A 19783-nucleotide genomic window follows, 5' to 3' on the forward strand; every position below is an offset into this window, starting at 1 on the left:
AGCATCAGGAGCTGGATAGGTCCGGCTTCTCGCGACAGGCAGGGGGACTGCAATGTCAGATACTGGGCAACAAATGATCGCAGTAGTTCGCGACATAGACGTGGCGCTTCGGCGACATGAGAACCGTCAAGTAACCACTGGTCAGGTTGCTGCGCACGGAGTTGACATCTCACTCCTGAACCTACTTGCATCAGAAACGTTCGACCCTCACCTTGTCCTCGAAAGGTTGATCGCAGATGCACATCAGGATTGAAACCGAGTCTCGTCGCGGCCTTCGAATTATCGGAGAAATTCCCGATATCCCGCTTTGTCGAATTGAAGGCTACAACGGAATCGGAAAGACCAATGCCATCAAACTCCTGCGCTTGTGCACGGGTGCCCAACCCTTTATCGGCAACGACCACTCTTGGAAGACGTTTCGTAGCCAACTGAAGAGCGCGCGGGTCATAATTAAGGAGCTAAATGGCGCACAAGAGATAGAGTGGCTGATCGATTCCAGTCGATGGCCTAATGTTGCCGAGCCCCTTGGCGAGCTAATCGGGTCCATCCGAATTGATGGAAAGGCTGCCCGCCCACGCGACATTTCCCCACTTCTCAGTGTGCATCACGTCATGGCCGCCGATACCCCCGTCAGCGTGCTTACAGACAGAATCAGCACTGCACAGAAGAGAATTAGAGCGTGGGACGTAGAAGTCGGAGGACAACGCCAGGAAGAAATTGAACTTGCCCTAGGCGAACTGCAGCACAAGATCACCGGATGCACACCCGCACAACTAGCGCACGACCTCACTGTTACAGCCGAGGCTGACAAACTGGCTGACAGCCTTACGAGGCAACTGGAAGCAGCGCGCGAACGCATCAAACTCCTGGACAAGGCCGTAGAAGTAGCCACGCAGCTTACCCAGGTTCGAGGACGCGGACCTGAAATGGATCAGAAGATTCAGGAGCTAGCCGCTCGCCTCGAAAGCTTCGATGAGCAGCGACAGGAACTGGATGGACAAATAGCAAAAGCAAGCACCCAAAAGCATCTAAGCGAAAAAGCAGAGAAAGAATTCGACAATGCCCAGAAGCATCTAATTCGGCAAGATAAAACCTTTCGGACTCTGCGGAGTCACCTCCAGCACCTTGCTGCAGCAGCGAGCGTCGAGCCTTCGGACGATGAACTTACTGCGGCCAGGAGTGACCTTAGCCAACATCTCAATGCATTGCTGGAGAAACTTCCGCGCATTCACGCTACTCCGATTCTAGTAAACCTCCTCAACAGTCTAATCTTTAGCCTGCAATCCGCAGAGCAAGAGGATCTGGGTAAAACGATCCTCATCGGCGCTGATCAGGAAGGTTCATTTTGGACCGTCACCGCTCTGAGGGAAGCGTTTCAGCATCAGGCTGAACTCCTCGGCGAGGAGACCCCTTCTGCAGATGCCGAACAGCTGACAGATGAGATCGAAAAGACGCGAAGCCGACTGGATGCAATCACGCAGGCGGAAGGCGTGCTGGAAGAACTAGAGGCGGCTCAAACATCTCTCGGTAAGGCAGAGTATCGCCTTCGTAAGGCTACGCAGGGCCTTCCCGCGCAAACTGCACAGACTCTCGAAGACCTGATGCAGGCTCGCAATGCTTTAGACCAGGAGAGTCGCACTGTTCAGGGGGATCACGCAAGACTGTGTCACGCACGCGAACTTCTCGGCGGTGGAAAAACTGAGGAGGCCTTGGCAGCAGAATTGGTGCAGCTCTGTCGCGAAGTCGACGTCGAGGTTGCGCGCCTTAGGGGGCATCGCGAAAAAGAGCAAGTCGAGTTGGAGAACTTGACGCGTAGAGAAGCCCAAGCATCCCAGCAATCGGCTCTCGCGCGGCGCACATCCGAGGATCGCGTTTCCGACGTAACATCGACTGCACACTTCTTGAGCGAGTCTCCTGATATCCCCTGGCTTAGACGCGCGGTCCCCGAAATCTCTTCCCTGCCGGCGCTCAGTCCTAATAAGCAGGCTGAGATCTTGCTAAAAGTAGCCTCGGTGATTGATAGGGCGCGCGACACGTTGGCGTCCACCTACTCTTCGCTCCGCGGCATCGAGACAGCTTTTGGGCGGCTTGGTACCAGTATTGCCGAACCTGATGGGAAAAGAGGCACAGAGACCGCATCCGATAGGGCCGCCAAGCTATGGCTAGCAGATGAAGTTCGCCAATGGTTTGACAGTGAAGTCGTAAGAGCGGCACTTTTCGATGGCGGACAAGACGTCAAGCTAGACCCAGACAGTCTTCAACTCTCGTGGACGGCCGCCGACGGTGAGTTGAATGAACGCCCGCTCGCTGCATTCTCAAGCGGACAACAAGCGTTCGCCTACACTCAGGCTCAAGTTGCGAACCTTGACAAAGATGAGAATGCTGCATCAAATCGGCTTATTGCTCTTGATGAGTTCGGCTCATTCATCGATGCTAAAAACATGGCAGCCTTGGCTAAGTATCTCCAGGCACGCCAGGCGCAAGCACCGAACGACCAAGTCCTTGTCGTTCTACCGCTCGAAATTTCTCCCTCGATGGCATCGCTGAACGGGAGCACCGACGAGCGAGTTAGCGCGCTTAGGCAGCGCGGATATTTCGCAGAGGCCTTTTACCTATGATTATGCCCGTTCGACGTGTGTTCGGAATCCCTGCCATCTTGACGGGAGGCGAGTGTGTGACATTGATTAGAGACCTTACTCAACTTTGGCATCTCACGTATGGCGCGGCGCCGGGAGAATTGGAAGCAGATCTAGCCCTGTGTAAGCGATTCTTCGACCCTTTGGCACGTGGGCATTCCTTGCGTGATCGTTTGGGCAAATTGCCTGACACGCCGGCAGACTTGCTTCGTCGCATTAGTCAGCATGGGGAACCGCTTGGGGTGCAAGCGGGGGATAGAGTTCTGCTAGTAGGCATAGAGGCACGTCTGACGCTGGCATTGTTGGAAAAGTATCCCGTCGGCGAAGATCACGTAGTAATTACGCCGTCCGATGTAGCAACAGCAGAAGGCACGGCGATGCAGATCTACAGAACGTGGTCGATGGCAAGGTTGAATCAGGTGGTCGCTCTGAGGCGAGGCCAGGGAAGCGAAGTAATGCAGGCCATCTCGGTGGGCATTGTGATCGCGCTTCTCGTTAACAGGTCAGACACCGAAGATAGGGCCGTAGCCAAGTCGGATCATTGGACAGTGGACGGCGAACAAGTAGATAGTGCGATCTTCTCGGGGGCCGAGGCGTTCGCTGCTGCAGTATCCCGCAGTCGTAGCAGTCGGGCAGCAGGAGAACAGCGGCTGAAGGGAGGTTATGCACTGAGCGAGGCGCGTCGACGTTTGGCTGATCGCCTGATGGTGACCCCTGATAGCAAGAACAATGGTGAGCTATTGTATATCCCCTCCCCGCAAAGACAATACGTCATCGCCTTCCTCGGCCGGGACCTAGCGAGGCGTCCTCGACTAACGGAGTCTGCCCTTGCTTCAGCGTTCGATCTACTGGTTTCTGCCTATCGGGGAGCTGCCGGTCAACTCGCTCATCGCGGAATGATTTTTGAGCGCTCGACTGATACTCGCTCACTCAAGGAAGACCTACTCCGAGAATTTACAGAGGCACGGCACTCATTCGAATAGACCATCAGCAACGGAAATTCAAAGGGTGGCGTCTTCCTCTGGAGACTGAACCACGCCCGTCGAGGAAGACGCCATACCCTGTCCTAGTTCCTGCGCAGCAACACAGAGCGTTCTGCAAGATCCACGTTATGACGGGTAGCATTCCCTACCCAGCGTTGTCCTCGGCGGCGAAGAATGACATCTTCCTCGAGAGTGAATCCCAGCTCCGTCGCCATTTTTGCTATCAAACCAGGTGTGTCAACGTAGACACCGTAAGGTGCGCTGTCACCTACCAACAGGACCGTGGGGGCACCCGGAGACAATACAGTGGCAAGATTTTCCAGAATGCGGCCGATCGCAACAAAATAGTCCGGAAGCACTCGGTCATACTCCTTGCCCCGCGTTCGGTTACCTCTCTCCTTTTGTAGCTGGTCAGCGAGGTCATTGATTAGCGGTCCGACTGATCCGTACCTCTGCAACGAAAGTCTAGCGTCGCGTGCAGCTCCAACACTGGTCTGCTGAGTTGTTGCCGTCAGCATGTCGGAACGCACTTCTGAGCACATTTGCGACCAACTGGTCACGTCACCCCAGAAGTAGAGTTCAAGTCGCGTCGCGTCTGCGTAGTCGAAGTTATTCAAGTATGGTGGCGAAGTAAGGCATCCGTGCGCAACGCCCTCCCCTATTTCGGCCCAGTTCCTCGCCTCGCGCGAATCACCTTGCTTAACCCGAAACGTCAATGAATTCGACTCAACCTCTCTGATCGATCGAATGTCATCGGCTATCCACGTGACTCGTTGAAGGAAACGTGAAATCGGATCAGCGAACGTGGGCTGCCGTTGAGAGCCGGGCCGCTGATAGGGCCAACCGACACGGACGGAGGCAACGTCTCGCAGTGTTGCGAGCAATGCCCATTTCAAATACAGATTCCACTCATGCTCATGTTGTTTTCGGATCGAATTGCGCAATTTTATGAGAACAGTGAGCGTAGTGGGATCAAAGCTACGGAGCGTCAATTCGGCCTCACCGCTGAGGTCGATGCTGCTTTTGGTGGTTTCAACTCGCTCCGCGATTCCACGTGCAGCTGCTAGGAGTCCGCCGGGGTCTCCCACGGGACGACCGAGCTTGAGGGCTGCAAGCTCAGCTATCAGCGGATGTGCCTCGACACCGAAGAACGAATGACCGGCTCGTCTAGCGGCTGTGCCTGTGACTCCAGATCCAGTAAAGGGGTCAACCACGAGTCCAGCGGTGGGCAATTGCAGCTGATTCAGCAGCAAGGAGGCATAGTCAGAGGCGAAGCCCGCGGGGTAGCGAAACCAGCGATCGAAGGGATCGCTTCGGCTGGTGCCATGCCGGCGTCCCCGTCCTGAGGTGGGCTCGTGCACCTGTGACTCTTTCTTGAGGACCGTACCTTGCGTCGCCGGCCTGGAGTTGTCGCTTGTCAACATTGACCTATTGCACCACGGTGGCGCGCCTCACCACCACGGTGGTGCGGGATAAGTTCATCCGCCAGTAAGGATCGTGCCGAGAACCAAGCTGCGAGCCTGCCAACCAGGTTCCTTGTAGTACTCCATGACATCGGGCCGGGCACTCAAGACCGGCGCAAGCATACGGTCGGCTGGCGCCTGGATGTCAGCCAACCATTGTAAACTGCGCTGGCGTTGCTCCTGATCCCGCCAGTAAACATCCGCAGCGAAAAAGTCTGCTGCGAGGTCCTGGGCGTGCCCAAGGTTGTTGTTGCTCACCAACGCCTGCAAGATCGTGTGCAGGAACGCTAACGGCGTGCTGACATATTCTCTGTCGCGGTCACCCCAAGAGTCCTTTACGAGGTGTCTTGCCAGGATTCCCGCCAAAGAAGCGGCCCGCTCTGGATCAGAGTGAGCCCACGCACGTGACCGCACACTCGGTATTTGCGCAAAATAATCGAAATAAAGGTCAGCGTCATCTTGGTGGGCATCAACTAGACGTACCAACGCTTCTAGGCTTTCTTCCTGCCCAAGCACGACTTCTTCCACCAGCCTACGCGCCCTAGTTAGGACGGGTTCGTCACGATCGTCAAGAGCTGCCTGCACCATCTGTTGCAACTTAGACATCGTCTTAATTCTCAGCTGAACATCTTGTTGCGTGGAGGAATTGACAAATAGGCGCCAATGTAGAAACTCTGCGTCAGGTAGCAGCCGTACCCCACTCGTAGGCATTTTTCCCGTAAGGTACCAAGCGGCAATCCGCCCGAGGCTGTACACATCGACTGCTGGCGTAGCTTGGCGTGGGTCCACACTGAGCTCGGGGGCGTCGAAACCTGGGGTTCCCATCCCTTGCCCGGTTCGTGTGAGAGCCCGAGAAGCCTCCCCAGGCGGGCGGCGGACCATGCCCCAATCTGCCACTACCCACCGGTACTTTGCGCCGCTCTCGCCAGGGAGGGCAAGAATGTTCGGTGGGGATATATCGCGATGCACCAAGCCGAGGCGGTGAGCCACGTCAAGGGCTTGCCCGAGCGCGAAAAGAATTGATGCCAACTCCTCCTCGTCTGGGCCTTTTCGAAGATCCTTAAGGCTGCCAAGCGCGAGAGGCATTGTGTACCACGCAAACCCCGGGTCGTGATCAAAAATCGGCATGATGTTTGGATGAGCCAGGCGCTTCTGGTCCTGTATCTCCCGTTTGGTCCTATCTCTGGCCTCTTGGCGAAGATGGGCGCGTTTCAGTGCCACCTCTTTGCCGGTTTCTTTGTGGACGGCGTGAAATACCTCGGCGTAACTGCCACGACCTAGAGGTCGAGCGCTGAGACGGTACCGGTCCTGCGGCTTGATACTGATGTTCGGCACGCCTTCCACGACGACCCACCCCCTCAATCGGGTCAACTAGGCGCATAGTACTGGACCTTGGTTGGGAAGGAGCTGTGGTGCGTGGGGTCGTGATCCTTGCCCTTGTGTGCTTCGCACGCTCGGAGCGGACCAAGTTCGTCGAGGCCAGCCGCGAGGTCCCGCTGACGCTCCTCGTCGGGGTGCTGATAGATCAGCGCGGTCTTCTCGACGACTACCCGGCGCGGACCATCGTGTCGCCCAAACGGGTCGAGAGCGTGTGCCCCGTGTGGCGAAGGTCGTAGAACCGGAAGCCGTCCGGGAGACCGACGGCGGTGCGGGCGCGGCTCCACTTTCGACCGAAGGACGTGTGCGCCATTCTCGCCGACGAAGAGCAGACCGTCGGATTCCTTCTCGGCGAACCATGCGAGGTGCTGTTTCACCTCCTTGTGGAGAAAATCGGCACGGACACCGACGTCGGACTTGGACTCTCCCGGGGCGCGTTTGCCATTGGGCCGCTCCGGTTCGGCGACACGCACTCGGATCACCAGGTTGTCGAGGGCGACGTCCCGGCGGCGCAGGCCGGCCAGCTCTTCGGGGCGCATCGGGTCGTACGCGCCGAGGTAGACCATGAACAGCCAGCGGATACCGATCGCGTCGTCGGCTTGTGCCGGGCGTGACCGATCCGATCGCCGATGGATGGGATCGCATCGAGTAGGGGCAGGAGCTGGGTGACGTCGTCCAAGGTGCCGCCGCCCCGCAGAGGACACGTACGTAATCTATGAAGGCAGTTACTCTATGTCCTCTCAGACTGGTTGGCCTCATAGGCTTCCACGTACAGTGCCAAAAGGTGAGTGCGCGCCTTCTCGCCAAGTGAGCCGTGTTTTTCCTCATAGGCCTCTACGACAAGATCGATGAATTTACGCGGAGGGATCAGAACACCAGTGATCCAGATGTCGACACTGGCGGCCTCCCAGCCTCCCCTGCGCGCAAATTCAGATGGACTCACGTCCAACGAGTGGAACATTGCATTTAGCGTCTCAGCAAATACTCGCTTTGCCTCGGGATGGACGTGGAATAGCTTTCCGTGCGACCGAGGTAGAATCCCGCGATGGTTTAGCTTGTCAAATACTAGGGTGGCCGCACCCTGGGTCTCCTCGCAAAGTGGGCATGGCATCGCATTGTGTTTTTCACGCCGCGGACAAGGCAAGGGGTCAAGCGCGTGATCGCGCCAAGCCTTGCGCATGTGATCCTGGAACCAAGCTCGCCCGATAGAGTTGTCTGACTGCTCTAGTTCGCGCGCTGCCATGTCGAACAACTGGGGGCCGTAGACGCCTTGACGCAGACGGGCGGCGATCCTTTTTAGGGATTGGATTAACTCCTCTGCGGCACCGCATGTAGAGATCGCCACAACCGCAGTTGTTTCTGGCGGCCACGGAAGATACTTGATGGCATCAATCCCGATTGTGCCGTTCAGTCCAGTGATCAGGAGTACGCCCACCTCGAACGCTGGGAGACTATCTACCAAGGACCAGGGATGACCTCGCCTGCCTGCCCTAGGCATCAAATCCGTAGTACGCTCGTCAAGGTCAAGAACGTCGTCAAAGAGAGCAAACATATACTTCGTCGGCGAAATTCCTCTCATCTCAGCCTTTGGTGCTGCCCCAGCGGCAAGCACTGTGACTTGATGCCGGAAGCTCTCGTTCGGCTGGAAGAATTCTCTCAGCTCTGCCAGAGCGTCATTTTCGGCGTACGAGGCTACCTTAAGGCGCTCATCGTTCATTAGCGTGTGCGCAACAGCACCTGAAGACGACAGGCCCCGTAAGTACTCTCCAACGACTCGATTCCGCGCGAGTGTCTCCCCGTCGTAGTCGGACTGACGTCTGAACAGAAGTTCTGCGGCATCACCGACCTGGTCAAGGACTTCGGAGGTTGCATTGAATTCACGTAGCCGCATAGCCCTGTAGATTAGGGCGCGAGCGGTGTCGCGCGCGGCACTAACTCGACCTCCGCCCTTGAGGATCAGCCGAATCTTCTCGCGCGAATACGGGATCCCGGAAAACCGTGACGCCTCTTCGGCTATCTCGTGCAGGGCGGGAGTAGCTGCGAGCTGCATCAAGATGTACACCCAGTCAGGCCAAGTGGTGTCATCCTTGGGCAGGCTGCGTCCGATCCAGACCTCGCGCTCAGATATACGGCGCGTACTGGCTGGCTCTTCGCTGAGTTTTTCTACTACACGTTCCAAGCTTATGCCGAGGCCCCCGAGCAGCGCAGTTGCTCCGGGGCGTGTTTCGCCCGATTGCACCGCCCTCAATCGCGCTGTCAGCATTTCGTCGAACGCGTCCCAATTATCTGAGGGCTTGCCGGCCACGGGGCGGCTGTCCATCTCCGCTAGCGTGTAGGCCACAGCTGTCGCGGGACCCTCGCTGCACGTACCTCCCACCAGCAAACGGCGCACCGTGGCTGTGCTGACCTTCTGCCCACGATCTGTGGCTCCCTCTGCGATCAGCGATAGGGAAGGCGTTCCTGCCCTCCTGCGCAGCTCTTTCAACCACTCCAGCCACACCCGGAGAGGTCCCTGCGGGATCGAGTCAGGAATCTCTACCGCTCTGCTTGCTGAACCAGGCACCGCGCCCCTCCCCCGCCGTGGAGCCGAGGGCTCGGTTCACCACGATTCACCACGATTCTTTGTGCCTCACAGCGTACCGCCGCGAAACATCTCCTAGAGGCGCCTAGGAACCTCAACTCACCAACACAGATTGAGAGGTGGGGAGCATGAAGCTCGACAAGGAGTGGTGGCGGACAGTTCGATTCGCCATCGCGGAGGAGCGCCGTACGACACGCTTGATCGCCGTCTTGATCGTGGTCGGCGTGGTCGTAGGCGCCTTGATCATGATGATCCACGGGTTCACGGTGACGGTCGGCTAAGGGCGTGCAGATCTTTAACTCGTGGCTTTCCGTGCGGTGGTTCGTTGGTCTGGCATGAGCGGGTTGGATGGGCAAGGGGCCGTGCTGGCGGGCAAGTTCGAGGCGATTCTGCCGCACCTCGACGAGCGGCAGCGTCGTCTGCTGATAGGGGCGGAGGCCCAGTCTCTCGGCCACGGCGGGATCAGAGCAGTCGCCCGCGCCGCCGGTGTCCGTGAGGCCACTGTGTCGGCCGGAGTGCGGGAACTCGACTCCGGAGAGGCCCCGTTGGGACGCATTCGACGGCCCGGCGCTGGCCGCAAACGCGTCGTCGACCAGAACCCAGCCGTTCGAGAGGCACTCCTCATGCTGGTCGAGCCCGACGTCCGCGGGGACCCGATGTCGCCGCTGCGCTGGACCACCAAATCCACCCGCAAGCTCGCCGAGCAGTTGACCCGGCAGGGCCATACGATCTGCGCGGATACGGTGGGCGACCTCCTGCGGGAGGAGGGCTTCAGCCTGCAGAGCAACGCCAAGACCCTGGAAGGCAAGCAACACCCCGACCGGGAGGCACAGTTCCACCACCTCAACGAACAGGTCCGCGACCACCAGGATGGCGGGGCTCCGGTGATCAGCGTGGACACGAAGAAGAAGGAACTGGTCGGCCCGTTCAAGAACAACGGCCGTGAATGGGCGCCGAGAGGCGAGCCGGTGCGAGTCGACACCCACGACTTCCCCGACCGCGAGCTGGGCAGAGCGGTGCCCTACGGCATCTACGACGTCGCCGCGAACACCGGCTGGGTCAACGTGGGCACCGACCACGACACCGCCGCGTTCGCCGTCGAGTCGATCCGCCGCTGGTGGAACGGAGCCGGGCGGGCCACTTACCCGAGGGCCGCCCGACTGCTGATCACCGCCGATGCGGGCGGCTCCAACGGGTATCGCACCCGCACCTGGAAGACCGAACTCGCCCGGTTCGCCGCTGAGGCCGGCCTGGCGGTAACCGTCTGCCACCTGCCTCCGGGCACTTCGAAGTGGAAGCGGAAGACCCCTGACCAGCCACGAAGTCATCGTCGAGAGCATCGCGGCGACCACCACCAAAACCGGCCTGACCGTGCACGCCGAACTCGACACCAGCTCGTACCCCACCGGCATCCAGGTCAGCGACGACGAGATCGCCGCCCTGCCGATCACCCGCCACCGCTTCCACGGCGACTGGAACTACACCCTCCACTCCCAGCATCCGATGGACGCGGAGACGACCGACAGCACGTCAGACCCCGCCCCGGCGAGCAGACCGCTTCGCCTCACGCGGCGTTCGCTGCAGAACCCAGAACTGACCGGGATGACCCGCCAACAGCTCAGCGAGCTCATCGACGCACTGACTCCAGCGCTGGAGGTTCAACGCGAGCAAGTGCTCCGCACACGTCGCGGTCACGAGCGCCTGGTGGCCACTGGCACAGGTGCCAAAGCCAAGCTCACCCCAGCCGACCGGATCCTGGTCACCGTGCTCCACCTGCGCAAGCTCGCGACCATGGACCTCCTCGGTCAACTCTTCGACGTCACCGCCATGACCATCAGCCGCGCCAAACAGGAGGTCCGCCCACTCCTGGAAGCACACGGCCACCACATCAACACTTCTACCGCCCGACTTCGCACACCAGCCGACGTCGCGACGTTCCTGGCTCCCGACTCCACCCAGACCAAGGTCAAAAAGACGAGTTAAAGATCTGCACGCCCTAACAACAGCTAACACAATGAGGTGCATCGGGCCTGGTGGCCGTGTCCGCGTCATGGGGTCAGCGTTGTCCGGGCATGGGGGCTACGCCACTCTTGTTGCCACCGCTCGGGCCGAAGCGGGTGTTCAGATGAGCGTGGCACGGCTCCAAGCCCCAATCACATCCGCTGTCCGACGCAGCCGGATCCTCGCCACCGTGCTCTGCATCCGCAAGATCGGCACCCAGACCTGCTCGCCCGGCTCTTCGGCGCCACCGGAAAGCACTCTCACACGGGCCATCCAAGAAGCACGCCCGCTACTGGCCGAGCACGACTACGCGATCCACCCCTCAACGGCCAGATTCCGCACCCAGACTGATGTGGCCGCCTACCTCGACCAGTACCCACCCCCCTAACGAAGATCAAAACCGCGTGTTGATTCTCTGCGAGCCCTTAGCCCTCGTCCGGAACGCCGCCGCCGGTACCCGCGGGGAGTTCGTCGCCGTCGACGGATTCCCGCATCGCGGCCACAAGCGCCGTCGCCTGTTCGGTCAGCGCCTTATCGTCTGTCTCGCCAAGAGCGGCGACTGCTGCCATACCGAGCGAGATGGCCTCTTCTGGATCTGTCGCCCAGAGGGCCGACGAGAGCAGGAAGAGCGCGTTCCCCTCCCCATGGCGATCCCGGGCTGTCCGGAAAAGCACGCTCGCCTCACGAACTGCTTCGATGGCCCGGTCGAGGAGTTCCAGCACCGCGCACACTTTGCTCAGGTTCATCAGCGCCTTGGCTTGCGCGTGGGCGTCGCCGACCTCCTCAAGCAGGTCGCTGGCCCTGCTCAGCATCCGGGCGGCCTCGGCCGACGCGCCCGCCTCACTCCGGCTGGTCCCGAGGTTCGTCAGGGCGATGCCTTCGCCGCGCTTATCCCCGAGTTCGTGACAGAGGGCCACAGCCTCCTCAAGGATGTCCGCCCCGTCGCCGAATCTGCCCTCACGCAGCGCTGTACTCAGATTGGTAAGGGCCATAGCAACGCCGTGGCGATCATCGGCCGCGTGGAACGCGTCCCGTGCAGCCGCATGCGCGGCTGCGGCCTCACCGAACCGTCCCAATACCCTGAGAACCAGGCCGAGATTATTCTGGGTAACCGCCTCACCGTGCCAGTCACCAACAAAGCGGCAGATCTCGATGTCCCGCCGGTACACGTTCACCGCTTCCTCATAGCGGCCCAACTCGTCCAGAGAACGTCCGAGGTTGTTGAGTGCGGCGGCTTCACCACGGCGATTTCCCGCCTTGTCCTGTAGGACAACGGCCTTTTGCAGCACGAGCACGGCCCGCTCGATTTCACGCATTTCGTGCAGGGTGTAACCGAGGTTAGTCAATACCTCCGCTTCACCCAGAATTGAACCATCCTCCCTGTGCATACGGAGAGCCTCCTCGTGTGCGGCAACCGCTTCAGGGAACCGGGCCAGTCCTCTGAGAGCGCATGCTCGTGCGTCGAGGAACGCGGCACGGAAAGCGGTAGGGGTGCTTCCAGAGCAGTGTTCCAGTGCGCTGTCGTATACGGCGGTCAACTCGACGAAACCTCTACGCAGTTTGAGGTAGTCGCCAATACGTCCCGCCATCTCCAGGATGACGTAGGGGTCGTGTGTGCGGGGCGTTGCGGTGATGGCCGCAACGAGGTTCGCTCGTTCTTCGTCCAGCCAGTAGAGCGCGGCGCTCCGATCGGCGAACCGGGCCGCTGAAGGTAGACCCGGGACGAGGTGGTCGTGCGCCTCGGTCAAGCGGTCCGCGTAATGGCGGAGCAGCCGGTCCAATGCGTCGGATCGATCGTCGGCGGCGTGCTCCGTCCGTCCGATCTCGTCCGCGTAGAGCCGGATCAGGTCGTGCATGCCCCACCGGCCGTAGGTGGCCGTGCTCTGAACCAGATGGCCGCGCCCCAAGGCCTCCAGAAGTTCCTCGGCCATGTCGGAATCGACATCGCAGAGCTGGGCTGCGGACTCGGTGGAGACATCTGGGCCGGGGTTGAGCGCGAGGAGCCGGAAGAGCCGTGCCTGGTCCGGCGGCAAGTGCCGGTAGGACAGTTCAAAGGCGGCTCTTACTGCGAGGTTCCCTCGGCTCAACCGACGCAGGCGGCGATGCTCGTCGTCTAGAGCCCGGGCCATCGAGGACAACGGCCGGGTCGGCTGGTCTGCCAAGAGGGCGGCGACAATTCGGAGCGCCAGTGGGAGGTACCCACACTGCCGGGCGATGGCCTCAGCCGCGTCCGGGGCGTCGTCGACTCGCGTGTCCCCCTCGCCCCGGCTTGCTCGCAGGACAAGGCGGATCAAGTCAACGGAGTCCACAGGATCTAGAACGGTCAAGTCGTGCAGGCGGGCGTCCAGGTCGGACAGCATGTGTCGGGAGGTGATCAGCACGGGGTTGCGCACGTCACCCGGGAGGAGGGGCCGGACCTGCTCGCTGTCCATGGCGTCGTCGAGGACGATCAGGGTGCGCTGGCCCTGATCGGCTCGGCTGCGCAGCGTCGATCGGTACAGTCGCGCGCGGTCTTCAAGACTCACGGGCATGTGTTCATGGTCGATACCCAGCCCCTGAAGCATGGAGGCGAGCGCCTCATCGGGGCCCTGACGGCGGGCGGGGTCGTATCCGTGTAGCTCGACGGCTAGGACACCGGTGAACCATCCGTCCCGGCCATGGGCGCGATGGGCAACCTGCCGCACCAACTCGGTCTTTCCGACGCCGGGGAGCCCGGCGACCACATGGACCGTCGGCGGCTCGCTGATGGCACCCGGGTCCAGCAGTGAGAGCAGCCTGGTCACGGCTGCCTCCCTGCCGGTGAACGTGCCGGACGGGGCGGGCAGTCCCGAGAGGGCGGGGGCAGTCCTTTCTGCAGCTCGGCCGGAAGTGGCCTGGGCGACCCCGTCCGCCGACGGTGCCATGGCGTCGCCCTCCGGCGGGCTCGCACGCCGCAGCCCGTACTGCGGGAGTCGGGCGGTCAACGCCGCTGCGTCCAGGCGCGTGCCCAGGGAGTTGAGGAGGAGGTCGCCCAAGGCGAGGGCTGCCAAGCGGCCGGAAGCCCCGGCCAGGACTTGTTCGGCCAGGGCTGCATTGACGGCGACCACGTCGCGCTCATCGGGCCACTCCACCCACAGGGCGCGGAGCATGCGCCACGCCGTTTCCGGTTCGCCGTAGATGCGGGGGGCCGCGAGTTCATCGAAGGGCACACGGAGTTCGTCCGTCAGCCAGTCACGCACGAAAGAGGGGAAGTCGTCGGAGCGGCGGGCGCGGTCAACGAGTTCCTGAAGCGTCCGGGCCGGCACCATGGAGACGAAGTGGAAGTCGTGCCCCGCTTCGGCGTGGGTGCGTAGGTGCCGCCAGATCCCCTTCGCCTCCAGGGACGCCACGTTCCAACCATTGGCATTGCGGTTTTGTCGTTTGACTTGGTGCACCTCGGTGCGATCGAGGTGGCGGTAGGCGAACTCGGTACCTTCCCCGAGGGTTCCGTTCGGTTCGACCGTGAGCCAATCGCCGTTCCCACTTAGAACGTACAAGGCGTGCCTGATCGTCCAGGCACCCTCGTAGCGATTGCCAAACTTGTCCGTCTCCCCACCCGGCCTCGGTGCCATCAATTCCCCCTTGCCCCGCCGGTCGGACGACTCCGCGGCTACACCCCGTGCTCGGTCGCACGTAGGGCCACCGTACTGGGCGGCACCGACAGCAGTGCGCGCACCGAACGGCGTAGGGCCCTCCTTCACCAGCAACCCCAACAACTACAAGAACCTTGACGAATTGCTTACCGTCGCACGCGTCACCCAGCCCACCGTCCTAAATGATCGGTAAGACTTGCCCATCGCACCACTTCCGCACCACGCCCAGCGGTACCGAGCGGTCAGTCACGGTCACCAACAACACCAGTCGGGTGGGCACTTCAGAGCCGAACGCGTCGCTGACCAGCGTGAATGCTAACAAGGCCCCCGTGATTCCCAAGCTCAGAGCGCGAGTTCGATTCTCGTCACCCGCTCCACATGAAAGCCCCAGGCCAGTGGCCCGGGGCTTCGTTGTTGTCCAGACCTCTCGTAGCGCCTTGCGCCAGGCCGGAACCGGAGGCCGCAGCCGATGCCTTGTCGGGCTCGCTCCGCTCGGTACGCACCAGCTCGTCAAGGCGGGGCGGGCACCCGCTGCTGACATCTGACGGTCGGATCGTCTCCGTTTCCGTCTTGTCAGCTCCGTTCACGGCCGTTCAGGGGATGCTGGACCGACCCCACTGCCAGAAGCCGGCTTGCCATGAACGCGGGTGGGCGCCCCCGCACGCGCACGGTGTCCGGGCTGCGGCGTTGAGGCGCCCGTCCCGCCCAGAGGCTGTCGGGTGACCGCTGACCGGGCAGGCGCCCCGGCACGCCGCTTCCGGTCGAAGGCCGCCTGACAGCCTCTCAGCCGGCCCCCGCCGCGTACCCCTCAGGAAGGGGCTGCTCCGACCAGATGACCTTGCCCTCCGGGGTGTAGCGGGTACCCCAGCGATCCGCCATCTGGGCAACCAGGAACAGGCCGCGTCCCCCCTCGTCCGTCGCGGTCGCGTAGCTGAGGTGGGGAGAGGTGCTGCTGCCGTCGGAGACTTCGCAGGTGAGCTGGCGGTCAAGCAGCAGCCGGACTCGGATCGGACCCGAGGCGTAGCGGATGGCATTGGTGATCAGCTCGCTGAGGATCAGTTCCGTGACGAAGCTGGTCTCCTCGAGGTCCCACTCGGCGAGCTTGTTCGCGACGGCGGTGCGTAGCGGCCCGACAGCCGACGGGTCGGACGGTACGTCCCAGCGCGACACGCGGTCCGAAGGGAGCGACCTGGTGCGTGCGACGAGCAGAGCGATGTCGTCCGTGGCATGCGCGGGCGGCATCGCGTCGAGCACCGCTTCGCACATCCGCTCGGGATCTTCCCCCGCGAGGCCGAGAGTGCGGGCCAGCTTGTCGAGCCCCTCGTCGATGTCCCGGCCCCTGTTCTCGATCAGGCCATCCGTGTAGAGCACCAGCCTGCTGCCCTCGGGCACCACCACTTCCGCGGTCTCGAACGGCAGACCGCCCACGCCGAGAGGCGGCCCCGCGGGGAGTTCGAGGAACTCGACGGTCCCGTCGGGGTAGACGATCGCCGGCGGCGGGTGACCGGCTCTGGCCATGGTGCAGCGCCGGTCGACCGGATCGTAGATGGCGTACAGACATGTGGCTCCGGCGATCGCACCGGCGGACTCCGCCGTCTCCTCGCTGCGGTCGAGGACGTCGACCAGCTCGTCGAGGTGGGCGAGCACCTCGCCGGGCTGCAGGTCGAGCGCGGAGAAGGTGTGGACGGCGGCACGCAGCCGGCCCATGGTGATCGCGGCGTGCATGCCGTGCCCCACCACGTCGCCCACCACCAGGGCGACCCGTGTGCCCGGCAACGGGATCACGTCGAACCAGTCGCCGCCGACGTTCTTCTGCGCGGGCAGATAGCGGTAGGCGACGTCGAGGGCGTTCTGCGCGGGCAGACTGCTGGGGAGCAGGCTGCGCTGGAGCGTCACCGCCATGTCGTGCTCCCGGGTGTACCGCCGGGCGTTGTCGATGGAGACGGCGGCGCGGGCGCACAGTTCCTCGGCAAGAGCCAGGTCGTCGTCCCGGAAGGTCTCGGAGTTCCCCGAACGCCAGAAGTTCGCCACCCCCAGGAACGAGCCCCTGGCGGACAGCGGGGCGGAGATGAGGGAGTGGATTCCGTAGGCGAGCACCTGTTCGGCTCGCCGCACGTCCTGCGTCTGCCACTCGACGGCCTGGTGCAGATCGGGTTCGATGACCGCCCGACCGGTGCCGACGCCCCTCAGCCGGGGCCCGGTGGCGGAGAACTTGATCGGCGTGCCCGTGGGGAGGAGCGGGTGCCCCAGCCGGATGCCGGCGGTGGCGGTGCGACGGAGCACCTTCTGCGTTCCGACGGCCTCCTCCCCGCGCAGGACGGGCTCCGCGAGGTCGACAGTGACGTGGTCGGCGAACTGCGGCACCGCCACTTCGGCCAGTTCCTCGGCCGTTCGCGTCACGTCGAGGGTGGTACCGATCCCCACGGTCGCGTCGTACAGCAGCTTGAGACGTCGGCCCGCCTCCTCGGCCCTGCCGGAGAGCGCCTGGAGCTCGGTGGAGTCGCGGAAGGTCACGACGTTGCCCGGCGGCCCGCCGTGCTTGTCGATGTGCCGTTGGTTGACGGCGAGCACCCGGCCTCCCGACAGATGCATCTCGTCCGTGGCCTCCCGGTTCGAGGCCAGCAGTTCGGCGGTCTGCGGAGCCAGCCCCAGTTCTCTCACGTGGCGTCCTTCGGCATCCGGTGGGAGACCGAGCAGCCGCCGCGCCTCGTCGTTGGCCAGGAGGATCCGCCCACCCCCGTCGATGATGAGGATCCCTTCCCTGACGGCGTGCAGGACAGCGTCGTGATGCTCGAACATACGTGTGATCTCGGCCGGTCCGAGCCCGTGGGTCTGGCGCGACAGCCGTCTACTGACCAAGGCGGCCCCGCCCGTGGTGAGAGCCACCGCGCCGGCGGCGCCGCCCAACAGGACGGGCAACTGACGGTCGACCGTGCCGCTGACGCTCCCGATCGTGATGCCGGCCCCGACCGCGCCGATCACACCACCGTGCGCGTCCTTGACGGGGACGAACGCCCGGATCTGGGGACCGAGTGTGCCGGTGGTCTTGTCCCTGGCCGTCCGGCCGGCCAGCAGGGGAGCCATGTCCTGCGTGGTGCGCTTGCCGATGAGGCTCGGGGTCGAGGAGGTCAGGCGGATTCCCTCCCGGTCCACGATGACGATGAAATCGACGTCGGCCCTTTTCGCCGCCTCCAGGGTCCGCTCCTGCAGCACCGACGCGGGATCGGCGGACTTCAGGGCGGCCTCGATGCCCGGAGCATGGGCAAAGCTCTCGGCGACCGCGAGTGAGCGGTTGGCGGCCTCGCGGTCGGCCTCGCGCCGCACCGTCAGTACGAGGACGGCGGAGGCGCCGACGGCGATGAGCAGCACCACCGTGATCTGCAGCAGAAACATCTGGCCGACCACGCTGTGCACGCTCAGCGCGGACCCGAGACCGCCCCGACCGCCCCGACCGCCCCCGGGCCTGCGCGAGGCCGCAGGTTCCGGCCGGAGGCGAAGCCAACGCCCGAAACGCACCATATGATCTTTTTACTCTAATTGACCAAGGGCGGCGACTGCCGGCTTCCCACGGGGGACCCGATCGGTGACCCCTCAGCAGAGAGCTTGCCGCCCGGAGGCGTCCCGGCCCCCGTTCGCCGGCAACCCGCCAAGCCGGTCTCTCATGCCCCGCGCGGCAAGATGGCTCAGCGCGCTTCTTGGCCTTCCTCTTCCGCTCGGGCGTCCAGTCACGATGGTCCTGGCAGCGCGAGTAGCCGATCAACGCAGACCTCTGACAGGGCTTACCGGTCTGCCGAATGGCCTTTCTCACACACGGACTCCGCCGTCACACGGGTCACACAGCTCCGCTTCTCCCCCCAAACTCCACAATTCGTGCCACCGGTCTTGTTGTTCTCTGTCCTGATTCCGTCAGGCACGACGCCGAACAGAGCATGGCTGGTGGGGGTGGGTGAGAGGAGGCTCCGCGTTCATTCCTGAACGCTCATCGGGAGCAGCCGCGACACCGCGAACACGTTGGGCAGGGTCAGCAGGCAGGCGAGCAGGACGCAACGCGAGCGCTCGCCCTGTGGCAACACCGAGCCCTCCGACCGGATTTGATACCCGACACGGCCAGGTCTCCGGAGAGGCGCCGGTAGCACCGTCCGCGGTTCTCCCAGGTGTGGCGTGGAACGAGAGCGTGGGTGGAATGGGATGTTCGTGGCCTGCCGGGCAGTTTGACATCGCCGGGCATTTTCGCCGCGCTTGTCCCCCGAAGAGCATTGAGGGCAGCCGCCCAAGCGGGTAAGCGACATGACAGGCCCTTAGGTACTACGTAAAAACCTGTCATCCGACTCAACGGTGTCGAATTCCCGCCAGTCTCGTTCCGATCGATTGACGAAAACGCCCACCATTGGTCAGCGTTGGGGTGCTCGTACGGGGTCTCAGGCGTCCCGCGTGCCGAAGGCCTCTGGAGCCCCAGAGTTCCGAACTGGGTGTACGCCGTCATGAGAAGGAGCGAAGAAGAAGCCTGCCGAAATCCGGCGTAACCGCCACTGTCCCACCACTGACCTTTCATCGCCGGGTCACCGCACGAGAAATGCACGAAAGGGTTTGGCCACTTCCCTTCCCGACGGAGGTTTTGCATGACAATCGAGCTGTTCGTCAATAGCAAGAAAGCGGAAGTAACCTCGTCACCTGATACACCGCTGCTCTACGTGCTGCGCGGAGAGCTCGGCTTGTCGGGACCGAAATTCGGCTGCGGCCTGGAGCAATGCGGCTCCTGTTCGGTGCTCGCGGACGACGGCGCGAGACGCACGTGTGTGAAGCCCGTTTCGGACTTCGAGGGGCAGAGCATCACGACAGTGGAGGGACTGCCCGCCCTCTGGGCGACGGACAAGAAGATCCGGCACGTGGACCTGCACCCCATCCAGCAGGCCTGGATCGAAGAGCAGGTCCCGCAGTGCGGCTACTGCCAGAACGGGATGATGATCACGGCCGCCAACCTGCTCGCCGGCAACGCGAACCCCTCGGTGAGCGAGATCATGGCAGCGTTCAGCACCTCGGGTCCTTCGCCCCACCTGTGTCGGTGCGGCACCTACGACAAGATCATCAAGGCGGTACAGCGGGCCGCCGAGCTGATGGCCTGAGGAGCCGA

Annotated in this window: 9 protein-coding genes and 2 pseudogenes; 5 read left to right on the top strand and 6 right to left on the bottom strand. The window is 62.5% G+C overall.

Annotated features, from left to right (window positions below):
- Positions 1–236: 236 nt before the first annotated feature.
- Together QR77_RS45965 and QR77_RS45970 are read left to right on the top strand one after the other, a co-directional pair.
- Positions 237–2618 (top strand): hypothetical protein, encoded by a 2382-nt coding sequence (locus QR77_RS45965; protein WP_150130402.1) that lies wholly within the window; start codon positions 237–239, stop codon positions 2616–2618.
- 320 nt (positions 2619–2938) lie between these two features.
- Positions 2939–3619 carry a hypothetical protein gene (locus QR77_RS45970; protein WP_150130403.1) on the top strand — a complete coding sequence of 227 codons (681 nt, stop codon included), beginning with the start codon at positions 2939–2941 and terminating at the stop codon, positions 3617–3619.
- Between the two features lie 83 nt (positions 3620–3702).
- On the opposite strand, the gene QR77_RS43690 is transcribed toward QR77_RS45970, so the two are convergent.
- The 4 genes and pseudogenes from QR77_RS43690 to QR77_RS45975 all read right to left on the bottom strand — a co-directional run bounded on the left by QR77_RS43690 (position 3703) and on the right by QR77_RS45975 (position 8779).
- Complete coding sequence (locus QR77_RS43690) at positions 3703–4980, bottom strand: DNA methyltransferase (protein ID WP_160310928.1); 1278 nt, start codon at positions 4978–4980, stop codon at positions 3703–3705.
- A 117-nt stretch (positions 4981–5097) separates the two neighbouring features.
- Entirely contained in the window at positions 5098–5688 is a 591-nt protein-coding gene (locus QR77_RS48745; RefSeq protein WP_236710701.1) for a hypothetical protein, read from the bottom strand.
- 761 nt (positions 5689–6449) lie between these two features.
- A pseudogene (locus tag QR77_RS48750) lies at positions 6450–7052 on the bottom strand (site-specific integrase); the annotation flags it as partial.
- A 137-nt stretch (positions 7053–7189) separates the two neighbouring features.
- Positions 7190–8779: a hypothetical protein gene (locus tag QR77_RS45975; protein WP_150130404.1), complete on the bottom strand. Its 1590-nt coding sequence runs from the start codon at positions 8777–8779 to the stop codon at positions 7190–7192.
- 389 nt (positions 8780–9168) lie between these two features.
- Here QR77_RS45975 and QR77_RS47445 point away from each other — a divergent pair, with 389 nt between their 5' ends.
- Positions 9169–9321, top strand: a complete 153-nt coding sequence (locus QR77_RS47445) for a hypothetical protein (RefSeq protein ID WP_173476254.1) — start codon at positions 9169–9171, stop codon at positions 9319–9321.
- A gap of 54 nt (positions 9322–9375) precedes the next feature.
- Positions 9376–11023 (top strand): annotated as a pseudogene (locus tag QR77_RS17610) (ISAzo13 family transposase).
- Positions 11024–11466: 443 nt separating this feature from the next.
- On the opposite strand, the gene QR77_RS17615 reads toward QR77_RS17610, so the two are convergent.
- A complete protein-coding gene (locus QR77_RS17615) occupies positions 11467–14631 on the bottom strand; it encodes a tetratricopeptide repeat protein (protein ID WP_078876814.1) in 3165 nt (1054 codons plus the stop codon).
- Positions 14632–15435: 804 nt separating this feature from the next.
- Positions 15436–18045 carry a SpoIIE family protein phosphatase gene (locus QR77_RS17620; RefSeq protein WP_052489629.1) on the bottom strand — a complete coding sequence of 870 codons (2610 nt, stop codon included), beginning with the start codon at positions 18043–18045 and terminating at the stop codon, positions 15436–15438.
- 1226 nt (positions 18046–19271) lie between these two features.
- On the opposite strand from QR77_RS17620, the gene QR77_RS17625 reads away from it, so the two are divergent.
- Positions 19272–19775 (top strand): (2Fe-2S)-binding protein, encoded by a 504-nt coding sequence (locus QR77_RS17625; protein WP_040022831.1) that lies wholly within the window; start codon positions 19272–19274, stop codon positions 19773–19775.
- Positions 19776–19783: the final 8 nt, after the last annotated feature.

Source organism: Streptomyces sp. 150FB (assembly GCF_000818195.1).
Lineage (GTDB): Bacteria > Actinomycetota > Actinomycetes > Streptomycetales > Streptomycetaceae > Streptomyces.

What these genes read in the sequence shown, in the direction of transcription:
- QR77_RS17620 (WP_052489629.1), bottom strand. Translation starts at nt 18,045, where the DNA reads ATGTTTCTGCTGCAGATCACGGTGGTGCTGCTCATCGCCGTCGGCGCC.
- QR77_RS45975 (WP_150130404.1), bottom strand. Translation starts at nt 8,779, where the DNA reads ATGGACAGCCGCCCCGTGGCCGGCAAGCCCTCAGATAATTGGGACGCG.
- QR77_RS45965 (WP_150130402.1), top strand. Translation starts at nt 237, where the DNA reads ATGCACATCAGGATTGAAACCGAGTCTCGTCGCGGCCTTCGAATTATC.
- QR77_RS48745 (WP_236710701.1), bottom strand. Translation starts at nt 5,688, where the DNA reads ATGTCTAAGTTGCAACAGATGGTGCAGGCAGCTCTTGACGATCGTGAC.
- QR77_RS47445 (WP_173476254.1), top strand. Translation starts at nt 9,169, where the DNA reads ATGAAGCTCGACAAGGAGTGGTGGCGGACAGTTCGATTCGCCATCGCG.
- QR77_RS17615 (WP_078876814.1), bottom strand. Translation starts at nt 14,631, where the DNA reads ATGGCACCGAGGCCGGGTGGGGAGACGGACAAGTTTGGCAATCGCTAC.
- QR77_RS17625 (WP_040022831.1), top strand. Translation starts at nt 19,272, where the DNA reads ATGACAATCGAGCTGTTCGTCAATAGCAAGAAAGCGGAAGTAACCTCG.